This is a genomic window from Acidobacteriota bacterium (genome assembly GCA_034211275.1).
Taxonomy (GTDB): domain Bacteria; phylum Acidobacteriota; class Thermoanaerobaculia; order Multivoradales; family JAHZIX01; genus JAGQSE01.
In genome coordinates this window covers 1-18,424 of sequence record JAXHTF010000135.1, presented here as the reverse complement: position 1 = coordinate 18,424, position 18,424 = coordinate 1, and the positions used below count along the sequence as shown (strand labels likewise).

The 18,424-nt window shown below is 66.2% G+C and carries 14 protein-coding genes; 8 read left to right on the top strand and 6 right to left on the bottom strand.

The features are described 5' to 3' along the window. The 3 genes from SX243_18135 to SX243_18125 all read left to right on the top strand — a co-directional run. Nucleotides 1-331 (top strand): glycosyltransferase family 4 protein (locus SX243_18135; protein ID MDY7094896.1); only part of this gene is annotated, 331 nt, incomplete at its 5' end. Nucleotides 332-342: 11 nt separating this feature from the next. Continuing rightward, nucleotides 343-1,524: a threonine synthase gene (locus tag SX243_18130; GenBank protein ID MDY7094895.1), complete on the top strand. Its 1,182-nt coding sequence runs from the start codon at nucleotides 343-345 to the stop codon at nucleotides 1,522-1,524. 69 nt (nucleotides 1,525-1,593) lie between these two features. Beyond that, nucleotides 1,594-2,712 (top strand): serine hydrolase domain-containing protein, encoded by a 1,119-nt coding sequence (locus tag SX243_18125; protein MDY7094894.1) that lies wholly within the window; start codon nucleotides 1,594-1,596, stop codon nucleotides 2,710-2,712. 172 nt (nucleotides 2,713-2,884) lie between these two features. Here the strand turns inward: SX243_18125 and SX243_18120 are convergent, their stop codons facing one another. Beyond that, a complete protein-coding gene (locus SX243_18120; GenBank protein ID MDY7094893.1) occupies nucleotides 2,885-4,255 on the bottom strand; it encodes an MFS transporter in 1,371 nt (456 codons plus the stop codon). A gap of 45 nt (nucleotides 4,256-4,300) precedes the next feature. After that, a complete protein-coding gene (locus tag SX243_18115; protein ID MDY7094892.1) occupies nucleotides 4,301-5,728 on the bottom strand; it encodes a hypothetical protein in 1,428 nt (475 codons plus the stop codon). 135 nt (nucleotides 5,729-5,863) lie between these two features. Between SX243_18115 and SX243_18110 the strand changes: the two genes are divergently transcribed. Continuing rightward, the gene (locus SX243_18110; GenBank protein ID MDY7094891.1) at nucleotides 5,864-6,391 is read left to right on the top strand and encodes a putative metal-dependent hydrolase; all 528 of its coding nucleotides are present in this window, start codon (nucleotides 5,864-5,866) and stop codon (nucleotides 6,389-6,391) included. A 64-nt stretch (nucleotides 6,392-6,455) separates the two neighbouring features. Here SX243_18110 and SX243_18105 read toward each other — a convergent pair whose 3' ends face one another. Together SX243_18105 and SX243_18100 are read right to left on the bottom strand one after the other, a co-directional pair. Further along, the gene (locus tag SX243_18105; GenBank protein ID MDY7094890.1) at nucleotides 6,456-7,223 is read right to left on the bottom strand and encodes a transglutaminase domain-containing protein; all 768 of its coding nucleotides are present in this window, start codon (nucleotides 7,221-7,223) and stop codon (nucleotides 6,456-6,458) included. 75 nt (nucleotides 7,224-7,298) lie between these two features. Next, nucleotides 7,299-7,895, bottom strand: a complete 597-nt coding sequence (locus SX243_18100; GenBank protein MDY7094889.1) for a TetR/AcrR family transcriptional regulator — start codon at nucleotides 7,893-7,895, stop codon at nucleotides 7,299-7,301. Between the two features lie 192 nt (nucleotides 7,896-8,087). Here SX243_18100 and SX243_18095 point away from each other — a divergent pair, with 192 nt between their 5' ends. Further along, entirely contained in the window at nucleotides 8,088-9,065 is a 978-nt protein-coding gene (locus tag SX243_18095) for a hypothetical protein (GenBank protein MDY7094888.1), read from the top strand. Nucleotides 9,066-9,085: 20 nt separating this feature from the next. Here the strand turns inward: SX243_18095 and SX243_18090 are convergent, their stop codons facing one another. Beyond that, the gene (locus SX243_18090) at nucleotides 9,086-9,871 is read right to left on the bottom strand and encodes a hypothetical protein (protein ID MDY7094887.1); all 786 of its coding nucleotides are present in this window, start codon (nucleotides 9,869-9,871) and stop codon (nucleotides 9,086-9,088) included. A gap of 392 nt (nucleotides 9,872-10,263) precedes the next feature. On the opposite strand from SX243_18090, the gene SX243_18085 reads away from it, so the two are divergent. Further along, entirely contained in the window at nucleotides 10,264-10,770 is a 507-nt protein-coding gene (locus SX243_18085; GenBank protein ID MDY7094886.1) for a DinB family protein, read from the top strand. A gap of 100 nt (nucleotides 10,771-10,870) precedes the next feature. Here SX243_18085 and SX243_18080 read toward each other — a convergent pair whose 3' ends face one another. Continuing rightward, nucleotides 10,871-16,567: a hypothetical protein gene (locus SX243_18080; protein MDY7094885.1), complete on the bottom strand. Its 5,697-nt coding sequence runs from the start codon at nucleotides 16,565-16,567 to the stop codon at nucleotides 10,871-10,873. A 412-nt stretch (nucleotides 16,568-16,979) separates the two neighbouring features. On the opposite strand from SX243_18080, the gene SX243_18075 reads away from it, so the two are divergent. Together SX243_18075 and SX243_18070 are read left to right on the top strand one after the other, a co-directional pair. Then, entirely contained in the window at nucleotides 16,980-17,573 is a 594-nt protein-coding gene (locus SX243_18075) for a DNA-3-methyladenine glycosylase 2 family protein (GenBank protein MDY7094884.1), read from the top strand. Between the two features lie 276 nt (nucleotides 17,574-17,849). After that, the coding region (locus SX243_18070; protein ID MDY7094883.1) for a hypothetical protein at nucleotides 17,850-18,424 on the top strand (575 nt) is incomplete at its 3' end.

Genomic DNA, 18,424 nt, shown 5'->3' with positions numbered 1-18,424 from the left:
GTCCACGTTGCCCGCGGGATCGTGCACCGCCGGCAACGTGGACGGCTTGCCCAACGTCATTCTCGAGGCCATGGCCAGCGGTCTGTCGGTGGCGGCGTCGGCCATTTCCGGCATCCCTCTGGCGGTGGAGGAGGGCGTCACCGGGCGGCTGTTGCCGGAGGGCGACGGGCCGGCCCTACGCCGCGCCCTCGCAGAGCTGGCGGCGGACCCCGAGCTCTGCCGCCGCCTGGGCGCCGCCGGCCGCGAGCGGGCGGAGCGCAATTTGACCTGGGACGCGGTGGCGGCCCGCTATCGCGCCGCCTACGAGCTGGCGCTGGGGGAAACCCAATGAGCGACGCAAGGATGACACCGCCCGCTGAGGGCGAACCCGAGGAGCGTTGGGCGCGGGAGCTGGTGTGCTCGAAGACCGGCGCCACGGCGCCGCTGGATGAGCCGGCCTTCTTATCCCCGGCGGGCTTTCCCTGGCTGGTGAGCTACGACCTGAGCCCGGCCCGCGGCCAAGCTCTGCGAGCAGGCCTGGCAGCCGCTGGCGAGGATCGGCGCCCGTGGACGTTGTGGCGCTACCGCGAGCTGTTGCCGCTACAGGACTACTCCGCCCGCATCGATCTCGGCGAGGGGGGCACGCCGCTGGTACCGCTGCGCCGTAGCGGACCGCCGGGGGTCGAGGTCCTGCTCAAGGAAGAGAGCGGCAACCCCACCGGTTCGTTCAAGGCCCGGGGGCTGTCCCTGGCGGTGAACCGTGCGCGGGAGCTGGGCGCTCCCGGCGTGCAGCTGGCCAGCGCCGGCAATGCCGCCCTCGCCCTCACCGCCTACGCCGCCGCTGCCGGACTGCCCAGCCGCGTGGCGTTGCCGGAGGATACCCCTCCGGTCATCGCCCGGCGCTGCCAGGACGTGGGGGCTCAGGTGCTCACCTCTCCGGGCACCTTGGTGGACGCCGCCAGCCGCTTGGCGGAGTTCGACGACGGCTATTGGAATCTCTCCACCCTGAAGGAGCCTTACCGCGTCGAAGGCAAGAAGACCATGGGCCTGGAGCTGGCGGAGCAGCTCGACTGGCAGCTTCCGGATTGGATCCTCTATCCCACCGGCGGCGGCACCGGCATCGTCGGCATGCACAAAGCCTTTGCCGAGCTGGAGGAGCTGGGCCTCATCGGTTCTCACCGCCCGCGTTTCGCAGTGGTGCAGATGGCCGGCTGCGCCCCCATGGTGCGGGCCTTCGAGCAGGGCACCGAGCACGCAGAGCCGTGGCAGAACGCCGATACCAAGGTGTGGGGTCTGCGAGTACCCAAGGCCATCGGGGACTTCCTCATCCTCCGCGCCCTGCGGGAAACCGACGGCGCGGCCCTGGCCATCGAGGAAGATCGCCTGCCCGGGGTCACGGAGCACATTGCCCACGGCGAAGGCCAGCGAGTCGGCCCCGAGGGGGCTGCGTGCCTTGCCGCTCTGGAGGACCTGGTGGCGGCGGGGCGGATCACTGCGGGGCAGCGGGTGGTGATCTTCCAGACGGGAGATCCGGGGAACTACTGAGAGCTTTGCTGCTCGCCTGCGGGGCGCCTCGAGGATCGATGCGCTTCAGATCACGATAGTCTGCACACCGTGGAATCCGTTCGAGCCCGTATCCGGAGTTTTCTCGACCGCCTCGTCACCGCCGGCGCCGCCAGCGCCGCCGTCGCTGGGCGGGTGGGGGAGGGCGAGCCCGAGGTTCTCGGCGCCGCTGCGATTCCTGGCCTGGCCGCCGCCCCTTCCGACATCCGCTTCGATCTCGCCTCCCTCACCAAGCCCTTCACTGCCACCCTCGCTCTGCTCCTCGACGCCGCCGGTGAGCTGCTGCTGGACTGCGAGCTGGGAGAGCTTTGGCCCGAGACCGCCCCGGCCCTTGCCCATTGCCGCCTGGAAGACCTTCTGCGCCACCGCTCTGGCCTCGCCCCCTGGATTCCGCTCTATCAGCTGGTGAACGGTCGAGGGGAGGCGCGGGCGGAGATTCTCAGGGGGCGATGGCTGCACGGAGAGGCAGAAGGCAGGGCGGTGTACAGCGATTTGGGTTACATCCTCTGGGGTTTCGCTGCGGAACGTCGAACCGGCCGTTCCCTGGCGGAGCTGATGGAACAGCACGTCACCGTTCCCTGGGGGCTGAAGACGATCCGGCCCCTCGATGCCCACTTCCAGCAGAACGTGCTCCTCAGCCCCATGGATACCGCCAAGGAAGTGGAGCTGGCGGAGGGCTTGGGTTTGCGGGTACCGCTCCAGGCCTCGCCCCTGGAAGTGGTGCAGGAAGGGGTCGGGGAAGGATTGGTCCAGGACGGCAACGCCCGATTCCTCGCCGGGCGCTCAGACGGTGGAGCCCTCGGAGCCCTCAGCGGTCACGCCGGGCTCTTCGGGTCGTTGGGGGATGTGCTGACCTTCGGCCAGGCTTGGCTGCGGGCTGCTCTGGGCGAACCCTCCGCCCCGATGCCACGGGAGCTGGTTCGGCGGGCTCTTTCCGAGCCCGGGGCAGGCAAGCCAACGGGCTGGGCCTTGGGCTGGGCCCGGCAGGACGACGCGGGCAGCTCCGGCCCGGGTCTTTCCTCCAAGGCCTTCGGTCATCCCGGCTTCTCCGGCACCAGCCTATGGATCGATCCGGAGCGGCGGGAAGCCTACGCCCTGCTGGCGACTCGAAATTCACCGCAGGAAGACTTCAACCGCTGGCGGCGGGAGTTCCATCAGCTGGTCGGGTAGCTTCTACTATTCGGGTAGGGCCTCGCCAGCGAGGTCGCAACTATTCGGGTAGGGGGCCTTCAAGTAACTCAAAAGAAGAGTCTTAGGGCTGTCTTCGTGCTGCGGAACATCGCCCCCGGTCCGTCGCTGTGGGTGTTCCACGGCATGGTGGGATCCCCCGCTGGGGAGGCCCTCATTCCTGCGAGCCTTGCGCTAGCTGATGATCCGGCAGGCTGTCCTCTACATGTCTCAAGGACGGCTGGGCGAGGGCGATGGAGAGGAGGAGGAGGCCGGCGATGCCGCTGAGGGCTAGGAGCAGGCCCATGCCGGCGCCGGGGCCGGTGCCGAAGACGGGACCGAGGCTCGGGGTGAGCTGGCCGCCGGGGGAGAGAGCGGGTTCGAAGAGGCGATCCGCCAGGGGGCCGGCGAGGAGCATGCCCGGGAGACCGGCGAGCTGGGCGATCTGACGGCGGACGGCGAAGACCCGCCCCTGGAGGTCCGGTGCCACCTTGGCCTGCCAGATGGCCTGGTTGGAGCCGTTGGAGACGGTGATGGCGAGGGGGAAGAGGAAGGCACCGGCGGCCCATACCCAGGCGGTTTGGCCGCTGCCCAGGATCAGATTGCCGAGCATCGCCAGAAAGATGCCGGCGAAGACGCCGTGGACCCTGCGCCGGGGGCCTCCCCAGGAAGCCAGCAGCAGACCGCCGACCAGGCCGCCGATCCCCGCCGCCGCCTGCACGTTACCGAGGATCTGGGCGTCACCGGCGGTGCGGGCGAGGATCATGGGGGAGCGCAGCACCACCGCGAAGCTGGCGAGAAAGTTGACCGCCGAGAGCAGCAGCTGCAGGCCCAGGAGGCCGCGGCGGGCGAAGATGTAGCGAAACCCCCAGCTGGCTTCGTGGAGCAGGCTTCCGCGACTGCGGGCACCTTCCTCCGAGACTTCCGGTTCGGGAATTCGTAGGAAGACGAGGATCATCAAGGCCAGCCCCAGGGTGGCGAGGTCGAGGACCAGCAGGCCGCCGTAATTCAGCCACGGTAGCAGCGCCGCCGCCAGCGGTGGACCGAAGGCGCGGGAGGCGGTCTCGGCCATGGAGATGAGGCCGCTGGCGCGGGCGTAGTGCCGGCGCGGCACCAGCACCGTGACGGCGGCGGAGTAGGCGGGGAATTGGAAGGTCTCGAAGGCGCCGGAGAGCACGGCGCCGACATAGAGGTGCCAGACCTGGAGATGCCCCGTCAGGTAGAGCGTCAGCAGGGCGGCGGTGACCGCTCCGGCACCCAAATCGCTGAGGATCAGGGCCCATTTGCGCGGCATCCGGTCCGCCACGGCCCCCGCCAGTGGGCTGAGGAGCACGGTGGTGCCCATCTCGAAGAAGCCCAGGAGCGCCAAGGTGGTGGCCTCGCCGGTCTGCTCCCAGGCCCAGAGCATGACCGTGAAGCGGCCGATGGCGGTGCCCAGGAGGGAGAGCACCTGACCGGCCCAGAGGGAGAGGAAGACGCGGGTGCCCCCGGGGGCGCCATCGCCGACAGGAGCGGGGCTGGGGGTAGGGGGACGAGAGGTGCGCACGGGAGCCTTCGGGGATCGTCGCCGCGGGATGGCGGCGTCGGCGGATCAGCCGCCGGCGACCTCCAGGGCCAGCCCCACGCGGGCACCCCGGGCGACATTGACCACCGCTCCCAGGCGCTCCGGTGCCAGACGCAAATACGGGCCGCCGTAGGTCTCGCCGAAGACCATCAGGCCCCAGACGATGCGGTGGGGCGCGGTGCCGTCGTCGCCGTCCTGGAGCACCGGCATCACCGGCTCCAAATACTCCTGGGCGATCCAGCTGCCTTCTTCCAGCGCCTGCTTCACCAGCGTCTGCCACTCCGCCTCCGGGAGGGCGCGGCCGACGTGCACCTGGGCGCCGCCGTAGCCCTGGCCGGCCTTGAGCACCAGCTCCGTCCGGTGGCGCTGAAGAAGCTTCGGCAGAGGCAGCTCCAAGCCCCGAAAGACCGTTGCCCGGGGGCTGACCTCTCGAGTCCAGGGGATGGCCCGGCGGATCAGAGCCCGCTCCTCGTCGGTGAAGAGGGGGGACTCGCTCTGGCTCGACAGCAGCGCCAGCCATCGTTTGTCCCCGAGGACCATGCCGTGGGGACTGGTGTAGCAGTGGATCTGGCCGGCCTTGAAGGAGCGGAAGATCTCACGGCTGGCTTCGGTGTCGTTCTGTTCGATCACCGCGTGGTACCGCACGCCGTTGACGTGCACCTCGCCACCGGGGAAGGCGAGGTCCTGGACTCGGGCGAGCTGCAGGCGCACTGCCCGACCTGGAGCCAGCTCTTTCAGAGCGCTCAGCAGCTCACGCTGATAGAGCCGCCGAGGATGGGAGGCGAAGGAAGTGGCACCTTGGTTGGAGACCACGATGAGGATGTTCAAGGGGCCGGGGCTTGCCGCTGTCGCCAGGGGGTGCTTTAGGGCATGGCCGAGGACGTGGCGGAAGAGGGCACCGATGGAGCCGGCGGTATGGGGGATCAGTCTTTCCTGGCCGAGGAACTCGATGACGTCGGGGCGCTCGAGGTAGAGGGCTTCGAGGGCGGAGAATTGCCAGCCACCGAGATTGCCGAGGTTCAGCTCCAGCAGCTTGGGGCCGCTGGTGGTGAGCAGGAAGTCGCCACGGCAGAGGGTTTGGTCGAGGAGGTGGGGCTCGGCCAGGAGCATGGCCACGGTGGTGGCGTCGAGGCCGAGGAAGTCGGCGACGGCGGTGGCGTCACCGCCGAAGAAGCGCTGGGGGAGGGTGCGAAAAAGCTGAGTGAGCCCTACTGCGGTGGTTCCCAGCTCGCGGTTCAGGGCCGGATCGATCCACACCGGCCACGGCTGCACCGGATCCTTCACTTCCAGGGGAACGCCGCACACCGAAGGCGTGACTTTCTGGACCTGCTGGAAGAAGGGCTCGAAGTGAGCCTTGCGCCGGAGCTGGGGCCGGTCGGCGGTGAAGCCGAGAAAACGCTGCCCCAGGTCCTGGACGGACCCCGCAGCGCTCGGCATCGGGGAGATGTCGTTCAACGGCGAGCCTACTTTCTGGTCGGAGCTTGAGCGCTGCGATCATATCGCGCTGCTCCCGGCGTAAACACCAACTGGGTTCCGGTGCGGCGTCTCGGGATAGCATCCTGAGGCCACGACCAACTACGAGGAGCTGCGATGAACGATTTGCGATACCCCATCGGCCGGTTCGAGCATTCCGGGGCGGTGACGGACGAAGAGCTCGAAGGCTGGATCGGCCACATCGAGGCGCTGCCGGGGCAGCTGGCGGCGGCAGTGGTGGGGCTGACGGATGCCCAGCTGGACACCCCCTACCGACCTGAGGGGTGGACCATCCGCCAGGTCGTCCATCACGTGCCGGACAGTCATCTGAACGCCTATGTCCGCTTCAAGTGGACCCTCACCGAGGATCGGCCGACCATCAAGGCCTACGACGAGGCGGCCTGGGCGGAGCTGCCGGACACCCGCCTCACTCCCGTCGCCACCAGTCTCGAATTCCTACGCCTGCTACACGCCAAGTGGACGGTGCTGCTGCGTTCCTTGGGACCTCAGGAGCTGCAGCGGGAGTTCGTCCACCCCGAGTGGGGCACCGTCTCCCTGGCCCACACCGTCGGTACCTACGCCTGGCACGGACGGCATCACGTGGCCCACATCAACCGGGCGGTGGAGCGGGAGGGCTGGCGTTAGGGTCGACAGCGCAGTCACTACCCCGGGCCCTTGGCGTTCCGACGGGAAGAGATGATGCCGGGGACTAGTCAGTGAGGGGCTCGGCGCAGGCGATGCCCAGGTTCCTCCGAGCTCCGGGGTCGGCGGGATCGATACGCAGGGCCATCTCGTGGGCGAGCACCGCTCCGGCGGTATCTCCGGAGCGCCGCAAAGCGACCCCGAGGTTGCTCCAGACGGTACCCAAGGAGGGGTCTAGCCGCAGCGCTCGCCAAAGGATTTCCACCGCCTCGGCGGCGGAGCCCTGGGCCAGGCGCTGGGCGCCACGGTTGGAGTGGTAGAGGGCCAAGGCGGTGCGTCGGCTGATGGTCCAATGCCGCTGCGGATCGTAGGCTTCCTCGCCGGCGAGATCGAAGACCCGTCCCTCGAAGAGCACCGCCAGATGTCCCCGCTGGATTTCCAAGGTACCGGAGCGGTCCGTCGTCGCGACCTGTCCGGCGAGGACGAAGCGCAGCTCGATGTCCAGCTCCCGCGCCAGGCTGGAGAGGAGCAGAGCAAACCCGACACAGTCGGAGCGGCGGGTCTCGAAGGCCTGACGGGCAGTGGGGGTGGGGCCGGTGATCTCCTCGATGAAAGCCGGTCCGGGGCGCACAAAGGGTCGGTGGAGAGCTTGGAGTCGCTGAAGACGGTCGGTGAGGCCGCGGGTCCTTTGCCGTGCCCAGGTACCCATGGCGACGGTGGCTTCCAAAGGATTGGGAATGGCCTCCAAGGAGTCCTCGGCGGGCGCGGTCTCCGATTCATCACACCATAGTGGGCCGCCGGGGAAGGCCGCGAAGAGAACGAATAGGATGAGCACCGAGTTGCCCAAAGAGCGAACGTTCGTGCTTTTCCCGAAGCAAGGAAGTTCCATGGAGAGCACCATCGTCTTCTCTCAGTTCACCGGCTGGATGGATTCGAGGAGGCGGTCCAGGGCTGCCCGGGCGCGGTCCTCGGCCTGGTGGTCACCGAGGAGGCCGCTGAAATGCTCATAGGCCAGCGCCAGGGCATAGAAGTCGTAGGCGAATTGCTCGGCGTCGACGGTGGGGGAGAGCTCGCCGACGTCGATGGCCTGCTGAACCTGGTAGGTGAGGTAGGAGATCCAGCGCTCTTGGGAGGCCACCAGAGCGTCGCGCACCGGCCCGGGGCGGTGCTGGTATTCGTGGGCCGCCGACATGAAGATGCAGCCGCCGGGCATTTCCTGGAGCTTGGTCCAGCGCAGCCAACCCTCCATCAACGCCTTCAACCGGGCTGCTCCCGGAGGCATCTCCCGCACCGACTCGACGACGGTATTGCCGAAGAGCTCGGTGGCGCGGTGGAGAACCTGGAGCTGCAGATCTTCCTTGTCCCGGAAGTGGGCATACAGTCCACTCTTGGACATCCCCACGGCGTCCGCCAGCTGGCCGATGGAGAGGGTCTCGAAACCCGTTTGGCTGGCGATGGCCAGAGCCTCTTCGAGGATCGCGGCTTTGGTAGCGGCTCCCTTGCCCATAAAGCGAGAATAGCACGACCGTTCGTTAATAGCAAGATTCCGAAAGAGCCTCCAAGGAGTCTGAGAGTCGGCTTGCAGGCAGGCCCCAGCGAGGGCCTACCCGAATAGTAGAGAGTGGGGAAGAATCCTTGGGGGGTATAGTCCGGGGAGCAACCGAACATCAAATCCAGGTCTGAGAGCTCAGGAGCGCTCATGAAGCTGTCCAACTCTTTTCGCGATTTCTTCGTGCCCATCACATCAGTGCTGGTGGGAGCCGCCTACGGACTGTTCTGCCGCCTGTTCTTCGCCTCGTCCTCCTTCGAAGGCTATTTCGGGGTGATGACTCTCGGTTTCCTATTCGGTGTCCCCCTGGCCATCGGTGTGATCGGAGTCCTGATGCTGCGGGAGGAAAAGGACGAGGGCTGGATCAGCTGGCTGATGGTGCCGTTGGGGATTTCCATTCTGACGCTGGTAGTGGCGTTGCTACTGGCCTGGGAAGGGATGATCTGCATCGTCATCTGGAGCCCCCTCTTCGTCGGTCTGGCGGTGATCTCCGGGTTGGTGACGGGCTTTGTCCGCAAGGCGGTGCGCAGCTCGCGGTCGCGGCAGCTGCAGGTGATGGCGGTAGCCGCTGTACTGCCCTTCGCCCTGACTCCGGCAGAGCATCTGTGGACCCCACCGCAGGCGTTGGAGATCGTGGAGAACCGCATCGAGATCGCGGCTCCTGCGGCGGCGGTGTGGGAGCAGATTCGTGAGGTACCGGCCATCGCTCCGGAGGAGCTGGCCCCTTCCTTCGTGCACCGTATCGGCTTCCCGCGGCCCATCGCGGCGACCCTCGAAGGGGAGGGTGTGGGAGCGGTGCGCCACGCAACTTTCGAGGGCGGGATTCTCTTCGTCGAGGAGGTCACGGAGTGGCAGCCGGAGCGGGTTTTGGCGTTCTCCATCCATCCGGAGAACGTACCCCCGAAGACCTTCGATCGCCACGTGGCCGTCGGTGGGCCATACTTCGATGTCCTCGACGGCCGCTACGAGCTCGAGGTTTTGGGACCCCAGCGGACTTTGCTCCGTCTATCGAGCACCCACAGGCTGAACACCCGCTTCAACGGCTACACGAGGCTGTGGACCCGGCTCTTCATGAGCCGGATCCAGGACAATATTCTGCAGGTGGTGGCACAGCGCAGCGAGGCGTAGGCCTGCTGGCTGCTCAGACTTCAGACGACCTCTTGCCGCCCCATGGGCCTTTGAGGCGCCGCTTGCCAGGAGCGATCCCGGGAGGGAGGCGCGGGGATCGGCCAGGATTGGACCGCGTCCAGCCGCCGCACCGCCGCCAGCAGCCGCTGGCCAAGGGTGGTCAGGGCCTGCCCGAGAGGCTCGTCCGCCAGCTCTCCGGTCTCGGTGGTGAACGCCGCCAGATGGCGCAGATCGCAGAGCACGGCGCGGATCTCGTCGCGGATCGCCGGTGCCGAGCTCACCGGGGCCTCCCGGCGCCGGCGGCGGACGGAAGAGAAGAGGCTGGCGGTGACATCGCGGAGAGCCTGGGCCTCAGCTTCGGAGATGGACCACAGGGCGGTTTCCCGCAGGCTGAAGAAGCGCTCCCAATCCTCCGTGGAAGGATGATCCGTGGGGGAGAGGCCAGACTTGGGATAGAGGACCTCGGTCCACACCAGGAGTCGGTCGCCGGTGCGTCCGGCTTCCCGTACCAGCTCGCGGTCGTTGGGAGAGAGAGGCCGGGCGGCCCGCTGCTGCACGCCTTTCTGTAAGAAGCCGGAGAGCACGAAGAGGTCGGCGAGAATGGCGCGGACTCTCTGTGCCACGACGGATTCCGGGTCCGGCGGCGGGGAATCTTCGAGCTGCCGGTGGATGAGCCGTTGCAGGAGACTGCTCGCAAGGCGCAGCGAAGCTTCTTCCTGCATTCCCGAGAACCATTCCAGGAAAGCTTCCCGCAAGGCTCCGGGTTCGAGGTCGGACGATGAAGGCTGGGAGGGTACTGTGGACATCTTCAAAAGGCTCCTTGGTCCGTGGAGAGCGTACGGAAAGGTGCATGGCAACAAAGGAATATTCTGCTTATCAAAAAAATGGATGCTCTCAGAGAGAGGCTAACCCGCTGTCTCGCGGTGCCGCCGGCCAGGGCACAGTTTTGGAGCTTTGTAAGAACTTGGCGGCTGAGCGAGGCGACACTTCTGACAAAGCACCTTCGCCAGGTCTCCTGCGATCTGCTGCTTCTGTGAAGTTCTGTTATTACTGGATAATTGCGAAAGGATAGAGGAGGCGGAAACTCGCGGAGATTGGAAGCTCTAGGCCTTGGGCTCTCGAGATTGCTCCGACGGCCCTCCAACTGATATGCATATCGATGCGAGACGGATCCACTCTAGAAGTAAGGAGACCGGTCATGACGACGAGTGAAGCGCTGATAGCGGATCTGGAGCGTGAGATTCCCTTGACCCGCAAGGTTCTGGAGGCTGTTCCGGAGGAGCATTTTGCCTGGAAGCCCCACGAGAAGAGCATGTCTCTGGCTCAGCTGGCGGGCCACCTCGCCGAGACGCCCAAATGGATCGAGTCGATGCTCGAGGCGGAAATGGATTTCGCCGAGGCCGACAAGGAGTACAAGCCCTTCGTGCCGACCACGAGAGCCGAGCTGGTCGAAGCTTTCGAGAGCTATGCCCAAGGCTGCATCGAGGCTTTGCGCGGCCGTGACGACGCCTTCATGGAGGCAATCTGGGTCATGCGGAGCGGGGACCAGGTGATCATGGAGACGCCGCGCAAGGTGGTGATCCGGGACATCGTCGTGCATCACAGCATCCATCACCGGGGGCAGCTGACGGTCTATTTGAGGCTGTTGGACGTTCCCGTTCCCGGCACCTACGGTCCGTCGGCGGACGAGCAGTCCTCGATGTAGCCGAGGCTCCGGGGCCCTCGAGGCCCGCAACATGAAAAGCCCCGCCGCGGAAGGTCCGCCGGCGGGGCTTTTTCGTTCGATGTCTAAGGGAAGCTAGACGTCAGCGTGCTCCGCCGTGCCGGCCTCGGGGAGCGGGCTGGGTCCGCCGGCGGAGCAGGAAGAGCGCCGTCAAGGCGGTGAGGGCCGCCATCAGCAGCAGACCCCAGGTGCCGAGGGTCGGAATCACCACCGGGTTGGAGTCGATTTCCAGATCCGCCTGGGCGACGCCGGTGGGGTCGCCCTGCACCGTCTGGCCGGCGACGGTGGCGGTGAGGGCGCTGGTGATGTTGGTGATCACCCCGCCCGGAGAATCCAGCGGGATCTCCACCTCGACGTCGAAGAGGCAGCTGCCGCCGGGGGCGAGGCTACCGCCGGTGAGGGTGATGATCGAGGAACCACTGACCTCCGAGCCCGCTCCGCAGACATCCATCAGCGGCAGATTGATCGCCACCATTCCCGGCAGCGCCGCATCCAGATCGTCGGTGAAGGTGATGTTCGAGACCCCATTGACGGGATCCGGGTTGACCAGGCTGAAGGTCAGGGTGATGGTGTCGCCGGCGATGACCATGGGCTCTGCGAAGGCCTTGGTGAACTCGAGGAAGACGATCTCCAGATCTGCCGAGGCCGGCGGGGCCTGGAAGCCGCCACCCACCAGCGGAATCGACGCCGAGAAGCTCAGCGAGCTGGTAGTGCTGGGGAAGATTCCCAGGGCCGCCGCGGCAGGTACCTGCAGCGTGGCGCCGAAGGTGCAGGAACCACCGGCGGGCAGCGAGCCGCCGCCGAAGGTCAGTACCGAGGTGCCGGAGAGCACCGAGCCGGTGCCACAGACGTCGCTGGCGGGCAGCCCGACGGCGGCCAGCCCCGGTACGGCAGCGCCCAGGTCATCGGTGAAGGCGAGGGCGCTGAGGCTGGCACTGGAGCTGGGGTTGGTGATGGTGTACTCAACGTCCACCAGCCCTCCCCGCAGCACCGGGTTGGGAATGAAGGTCTTGGTGAAGATCACCGATTCGATGACGTTCAGCACCGCCGTCGCGGTGCCGCTGTTGCCGGCATCGGAGGTCAGGTCCCCGGTGACGTTGGTGTAGGCGCCGGGGGTGTCCGATGTGACATCGACAGTGACGATGCAGCTGGAGAGCGCCGCCACCGTACCGCCGGTGTAGCTGACAGTGCCACTACCGGCAACGGCGGTGAGAGTTCCGCCGGTGCAGGTCGTCGCGGCGTTGGGTGGGGTCGCCACCACCAAGCCAGCAGGCAGATTGTCGGTAAAGCCGAGGTTGCCCACCGGCGACGCGTTGACCGGGTTGTCGATGGTCAGGGTCAGGGTGCTGACTCCACCCACCGGGATGGGATCCGGTGCGAAGGCCTTGCTGAACGCCGGCAGCGCCAGGTCCACGGCGAGAGTGGCAACGGCGCCGCCGCTATTGCCCAGAGAAGACGTCAAGTCGCCGGTGGTGTTGAGATACGCCCCGGCTACCGCGGTGGTGACGTCGACGGTGACGGTGCAGGTGGCACCGGCGGCAACGGAGCCGCCGGTGTAGCTGACAGTGCCACTACCGGCGACGGCGGTGAGGGTCCCGCCGGTGCAGGTAGTAGCGGCGTTGGCGGGGGTCGCCACCAACAGATCCGTGGGCAGATTGTCGGTGAAATCGAGCCCGGTGGCCGCCGTCGTGCTGGCGGAGTTGTCGATGGTCAAGGTGAGCAGGCTGACACCCCCGGCGGTGATGGTGTCGGGGCTGAAGGCCTTGGTAAAGGTCGGCGGCGGATCGACCACCAGGGTATCGGTGGCGATGTCGCTGCTGGTCCCCAAGGACGAGGTCAGCGCGCCGCTGGTATTGACCAGGCTTCCAGCCACGGAGACGGTGACGTCGACGGTGGCGGTGCAGGTGGTTCCAGCGGTGACGGAGCCGCCGGTGTAGCTGACAGTGCCACTACCTGCGACGGCGGTGAGGGTTCCGCCGGTGCAGGTGGTGGCGGCGTTGGCGGGGGTTGCCACCAACATTCCCGCGGGCAGATTGTCGGTGAAGTCCAGGCTCGTCGCGTCGACGGTGCTGGCACCGTTGTCGATGGTGAAGGTCAGGGTACTGACTCCACCGATGATGATCGGGTTGGGGGCAAAGGCCTTGGCAAAGCCGGGTTGCGGGTTGACCGTCAGGGTGTCGGTAGCGTTGCCGCTATTTCCCGAGGACGAGGTGAGGTCGCCGCTGAGGTTGTCCAGCGCACCGGCGCTGCCGGCGGTGACGTCGGCGGTGACGGTGCAGGTGGCGCCGGCGGCGACGGAGCCACCGGTGTAGCTGACGACGCCGGTGCCGGCGACGGCGGTGAGGGTCCCGCCGGTGCAGGTGGTGGCGGCGTTGGCAGGGGTTGCCACTAACATTCCCGCGGGCAGATTGTCGGTGAAGTCCAGGGAGGTCGCTGCCAGCGCGCTGGCAGAGTTGTCGATGGTGAAGGTCAGGGTGCTGACCTGGCCGACGCCGATGAAGTCGGGAGCAAAGACCTTGGCGAAGGTTGGCGGCGGTTCGATAGTCAGATCGGCGGTAGCGGGGGTGCCCGCTACCAGCCCCGCCTGGATCAGGTCGGAAGTGGTGTTGGTGTAGGTACCTGCGCCCGTGCCGCCGGGGATCGCCACCGTGACGATGAAGGAGCAGGAAGCAGAGGGCAGCAGCTCACCACCGGTGAAGGTGAGGAAGGAGGTGCCGCTGATCTGCGAACCGGTCCCACAGACGTCGTTCTGTGGTAGGCCCGTGGCCACCAGCCCGGGCAGCGCCGCGGTCAGGTCGTCGGAAAACTCCAGATCCGCCACCGTTGCGGTGGAGCTCAGATTCTGGATGGTGAAGGTGAGCTCGGCGGTTCCTCCGGCGGTGGTGGGGCCGTCGAAGCTCTTGGTCAGGCTGAGGAAGTTGAGAAGGAGGTCGTCGGAGGCCGGAGCTCCGTCCACTGGCAGACCACCGAGACTGCCGGTGACGGCGCTAGTGGTATTGGTGGCAACGGCTCCCAAGGGAACACCAGCCGGGACCATCAAGGTCGCGCTGAAGGTGCAGGTCGCTCCCGGTGCCAGACTGGCGCCGGCGAGGGTCAAGAGGCTGGAACCGGTGAGAGTCGAACCAGCTCCGCAGAACCCCATGGCGGGAAGACCCACGGCGGTGAGCCCGGAGAGGGCGGCGTCCAGGTCGTCGGTGAAAGTCAGCGCCGTCACCATGGTGGAAGGATCCATGTTGGTGAGACTGAACTCGAGGGTCACCATTTCCCCGGGCGCCACCGGATCGTCGGTAAAGCTCTTGGTCAGTAGCAGCGCTTCAGACGAGACCATCAACGAGTCGAAGGCTGGATCGAGGGTCGCCGGATTGCTGTCGATGAGGGCGACCAGATTGCTGGTGGTGTTGGAATAGGTATCGGTAGCGGTACCTACTGGGACTTGAAGGATGACGTCGAAGCTGCAGGAGGCTCCGGCGCTCAGCTCGCCGCCGGCGAAGATCAAGGTGGAGGTACCGCTGAGAGAGGATGCGGCGCCGCAGGCGCTGGTATCGGGCAAGGGGCTTTGAGCGGTCATCCCCGGGATCACAGCGCCCACATTGTCGGTGAAGAAGATGCCCGTGGCGGTGGAGGAGGCGCTGGTGTTGGCGAGGGTGAAGCGCAGGGTCGTCGTGTCACCGGGGATGACCGGGTCATCGATGAACTCCTTGGTCAGCGTCAAACCGCTGATTTCGAGAAAGTCGCTGGCGGTGCCGCCTACCACTGACACGGCTCCGACATCGGCGACGACGGCGGAGGTGGAGTTGGTGTAGGTGCCGGGGATGGCGCCAGCGGGGACCTGCAAGAGGACGGAGAAGACACAGGTCTCTCCGGGAGCCAGCGTGCCGCCGGTGAAGGACAATGTGGAGGTGCCGGAGATCTGCGAACCAGTGCCACAGACGTCGTTGGCGGGCAGACCGACGGCCACCAACCCGGAAAGGGCGGCATCGAGGTCGTCGGTGAAGCTGATCCCGGTGGCGTCGCTAGCGGAGAATTCGTCGTGGGTGAGAGTGAACTCCAGGGTGACCGTGTCGCCGGGCTGCACCGGGTCGTCGGTGAACTCCTTGGCTAGATCCGGAGCCTCGGCGATGGTAAGGGTGGCACTGGCGGCTTTGCCAATGCGGGTGGTGCCGGCAATGGTGCCGGAGATGTTGGAAGTGGTGTTGACAAAGTCTCCTCCGGGAGCACCTGCGGCGATCATCAGATCGACGGTGAAGGTGCAGCTGCCACCGGCGGCGAGGCTGCCGCCGTTCACCATCAGCGTCAGCTCTCCAACGACGGTGAAGACGAAGGCTGTCGAGCCGGGACCGCAGAAACCCGCCGCAGGAAGACCGACGATGGTGGCATCGGAGAGAAATTGGGTGATGTTGTCGGAAAAAGTAATGTCGGTGACCGGATCCGTAGGGCTGCTGTTGGTGATGGTGAACTCGATGCTGGTGACCTCACCGGAGCCTACGGGGTTGGTGAGGAAGGTCTTGGTGAGCACCGGGGCGACGTCGACGAAGAGGGTCTCGGAAGCGGGATTGCCGGTGTACGGACTGCCTCCCAGATCGGCGGTCAATGAGCTGGTGACATTGGGGTAGGCACCGGGAATCGCGGCGGCGGGCACTTGCAGGGTGACGCTGAAAGTGCAGCTGTCGCCAGCGGCGAGGTTGCCTCCGGTGAGGCTCAACAGACTCGTTCCGCTGAGGATGGATCCGGAGCCGCAGACATCGTTGGCAGGAAGACCGGTAGCGACCAGACCGGAGAGCGTGGCGTCAAGGTCGTCGGTGAACTCGATGTTGGTTGCTGGGTTGCTGCGATCCAGGTTGCGCAGGGTGAATTGCAGATCGACCGTATCCCCCGGAAGTGTCGGGTCATCGAGGAAGCTCTTGGCGAAGTCGATGGTGTCGACGTTGATCACCAGGGAAGCCACCGCCAACCCGCTGGAGGCGGGAGGACCGAGGGAGGAGGAGGTCAGTTCTCCGGACACGTTGTCGAGCGTGCCGCCGCCCGTGGTGATGGTGTCGACGGACACGGTACAGGAGGCGCCCGCGGTGACCGAGGCGTCTCCCCCGAACTGCGGACCATAGGAGAAGGTGCTGCTACCGGGGACAGCGGAGAGAACCCCGCCGGTGCAGGTAGTGGATGCGTTGGCGGGGTCGGCGACGACCAACCCACTGGGCAAGGGGTCGCTGAATGACAGACTGAAGACCGGTGAGCCATTGGCAGAGTTGTCGATGGTGAAGGTCAGCGTGCTGCGGGCGCCTCTCTGGATCGCGGCGGGGGAGAAGCTCTTGCTGAAGCTTGGCCGGTCGGTGGCTACGGTGAGATCTGCAATGGCAGGACCGCTGTTGCCGCCGTTGGAGGTGAGATCCCCGGAGACGTTCATGTGGGTGCCGACAGTGCTCGAGGTCACCAGGACCTGGACGGTACAGGTGGCGAAGGCTCCGAGGCCTCCGCCCGCGTAGCTGATGGTGGTGCCACCGTCGGGGGCCGTCAGGATTCCGCCAACGCAATCGGTGGACGGGACCGCCGGACTGGCGAGGGTCACGCCCGCGGGCAGGTTGTCGGTGAAGGCGAGGTCGGTGAGGGCGGTGCCGGATCCATTAGTGATGAAAAAGGTCAGGGCCGTAGCACTCCCCGGGCCGATGGTGTCGGGGGAGAAGGTCTTCGTGAAAGTCGGTTGGGCGAGAGCATCCCCGGGGAGGAGAGCCAGCCAGCTGAGTACGATTGCTGTGGTAAGGGCCTTGCCGAGGGTCGTGGTCACGAGATGGCCTCCAGAACGCCGGGATGATCGAGAACCGAGTATTAGCTTGAGCTTCAGGGGGCCTCTACATTACCAGAAATCACCCGGATTCCACTGCCCGTGCGAAGACTCGAGAGCCTGGTGGGCACACTTCAGCGGCGCCGTATCTGAGGAGTTACGGGCGCCCCGTTGGGCGAAGGGACGTCACTTCGGTCGCCAGGGTTTCGGGAGCCCGTTCGCTACCACCCGGGAGGCGGGCTATCCTCCGAGGGCTGTGGGCAGCAGAGATGGGGATCGGAATGGGAGACAGACGATGAGCTGGAAGTCCGGGAGGCGGAAGAGAGCGGACGGCCGAGAGCAGTCTTTCGAGCAGCGGTCGGATGGTGGGCGAGGTCCGGCCTCCAGGAGGCTGGAGCCTCTGACGGAGGAGGGGTTGAGGTTGGCCCTCGAGGACCTGGTGGGGCGGGATTCTCGTTTGGCGGCAATTCTGGAGCGACTGGGACCACCACCGCTGTGGCGACGGGAGCCTGGCTTCCCGACTCTGGTGCACATGATCCTCGAACAACAGGTGTCGCTGGCCTCGGCACGGGCAGTCTTTGACCGGCTGCTGAGGTCGGTTGCGGAGCTGACACCGGAACGTTTCGCTGCGCTGCAAGCCGATGAGCTGCGCGGCCTGGGCTTCAGCCGGCAGAAGATTCGCTACTGCCACGGGCTGGCGGCCGCTTTGCTGGACGGCTCCCTCGATCTCTCGAAGCTGGACGAGATGGAGAATGAGGACGTCCGGCGGGAGCTCGTTCGGTTGCCGGGGATCGGCCCATGGACCGCGGAGGTCTACTTGCTGATGGCCTTGGGGCGGCCCGACGCCTGGCCGGTGGGGGACCTGGCGTTGGCGGTGGCGGCTCAGGACGTGCTGGAGCTGGAGGAGCGTCCGTCGGCTTCTGAGCTGGAAGAGCTGGGGGAAGCCTGGCGGCCCTGGCGGGCGGTGGCAGCAAGGGTTCTTTGGCACCACTACTTGGGTGGGGTTTAGGGCGGGCAAACGACTTCGAGCACGCTCCCTACCCGAATAGTATGGAGAGTTCGCATCTCGCGGTCCGTCTCCTTCCCCGACCGATCTCCAAAGCTCGAGAAACGGCCCAAACCAGGCTTCGGGTCGACAAGTTACCCGACTAGCCTGAATCAGGGCCTACCCGAATCGCAGAAGCAGTCCCCAGAGCGGCCCTGCCGGCCCCTCCAGCCTCGCTCTACCAACTTTTTCCCAAAAAGATGAGCGATGGCGGACCCGTTTCGCTTCCTTAGAAGTGTTATGAGTCACCAACCTCGATATCTTTCGCCCGAGTGCACCCTGGTCGAGGTCACGCAGAGGACCTTCCAGGGGCGCTTCCTGCTCAAACCTTCTCAAGCCCTCAACGAGCTCATCGTCGGGGCGCTGGCCCGCGCGGCTCAGCGATTCCCCGTCGACGTGGTCTATCCGGCCTTCTTGAGCAACCACTTTCACTTGCTCCTGAGATCGGAAACCCAGAAAGTTCTCTCCGACTTCATGGAATACTTCACCTCCAAGGCCGCTCGGGAGATCTGCCGTCTCTATGGATGGGAGGGGTGCGTCTTCCCACAGCCCTACAAGGTCCGGGAGATCAGTGGAGAGGAGGCCGTTCAGGTCGAACGGCTCCACTACTTGATGTCCCAGGGTGTCAAAGAGGGGCTGGTCGCCAGCCCGTTGGACTGGCCAGGGGTTCATGGTGTCCAGGCTCTGCTGGAGGAACAGCCCCTTTCGGGGATCTGGCACGACCGCACCGCCGAGTACAACGCCCGGCGCAACGGGCGTCCGGTCCGCTCGGAGGACTTCGTTCAGCCGGAGAGTCTGGAGCTCTCTCCCTTGCC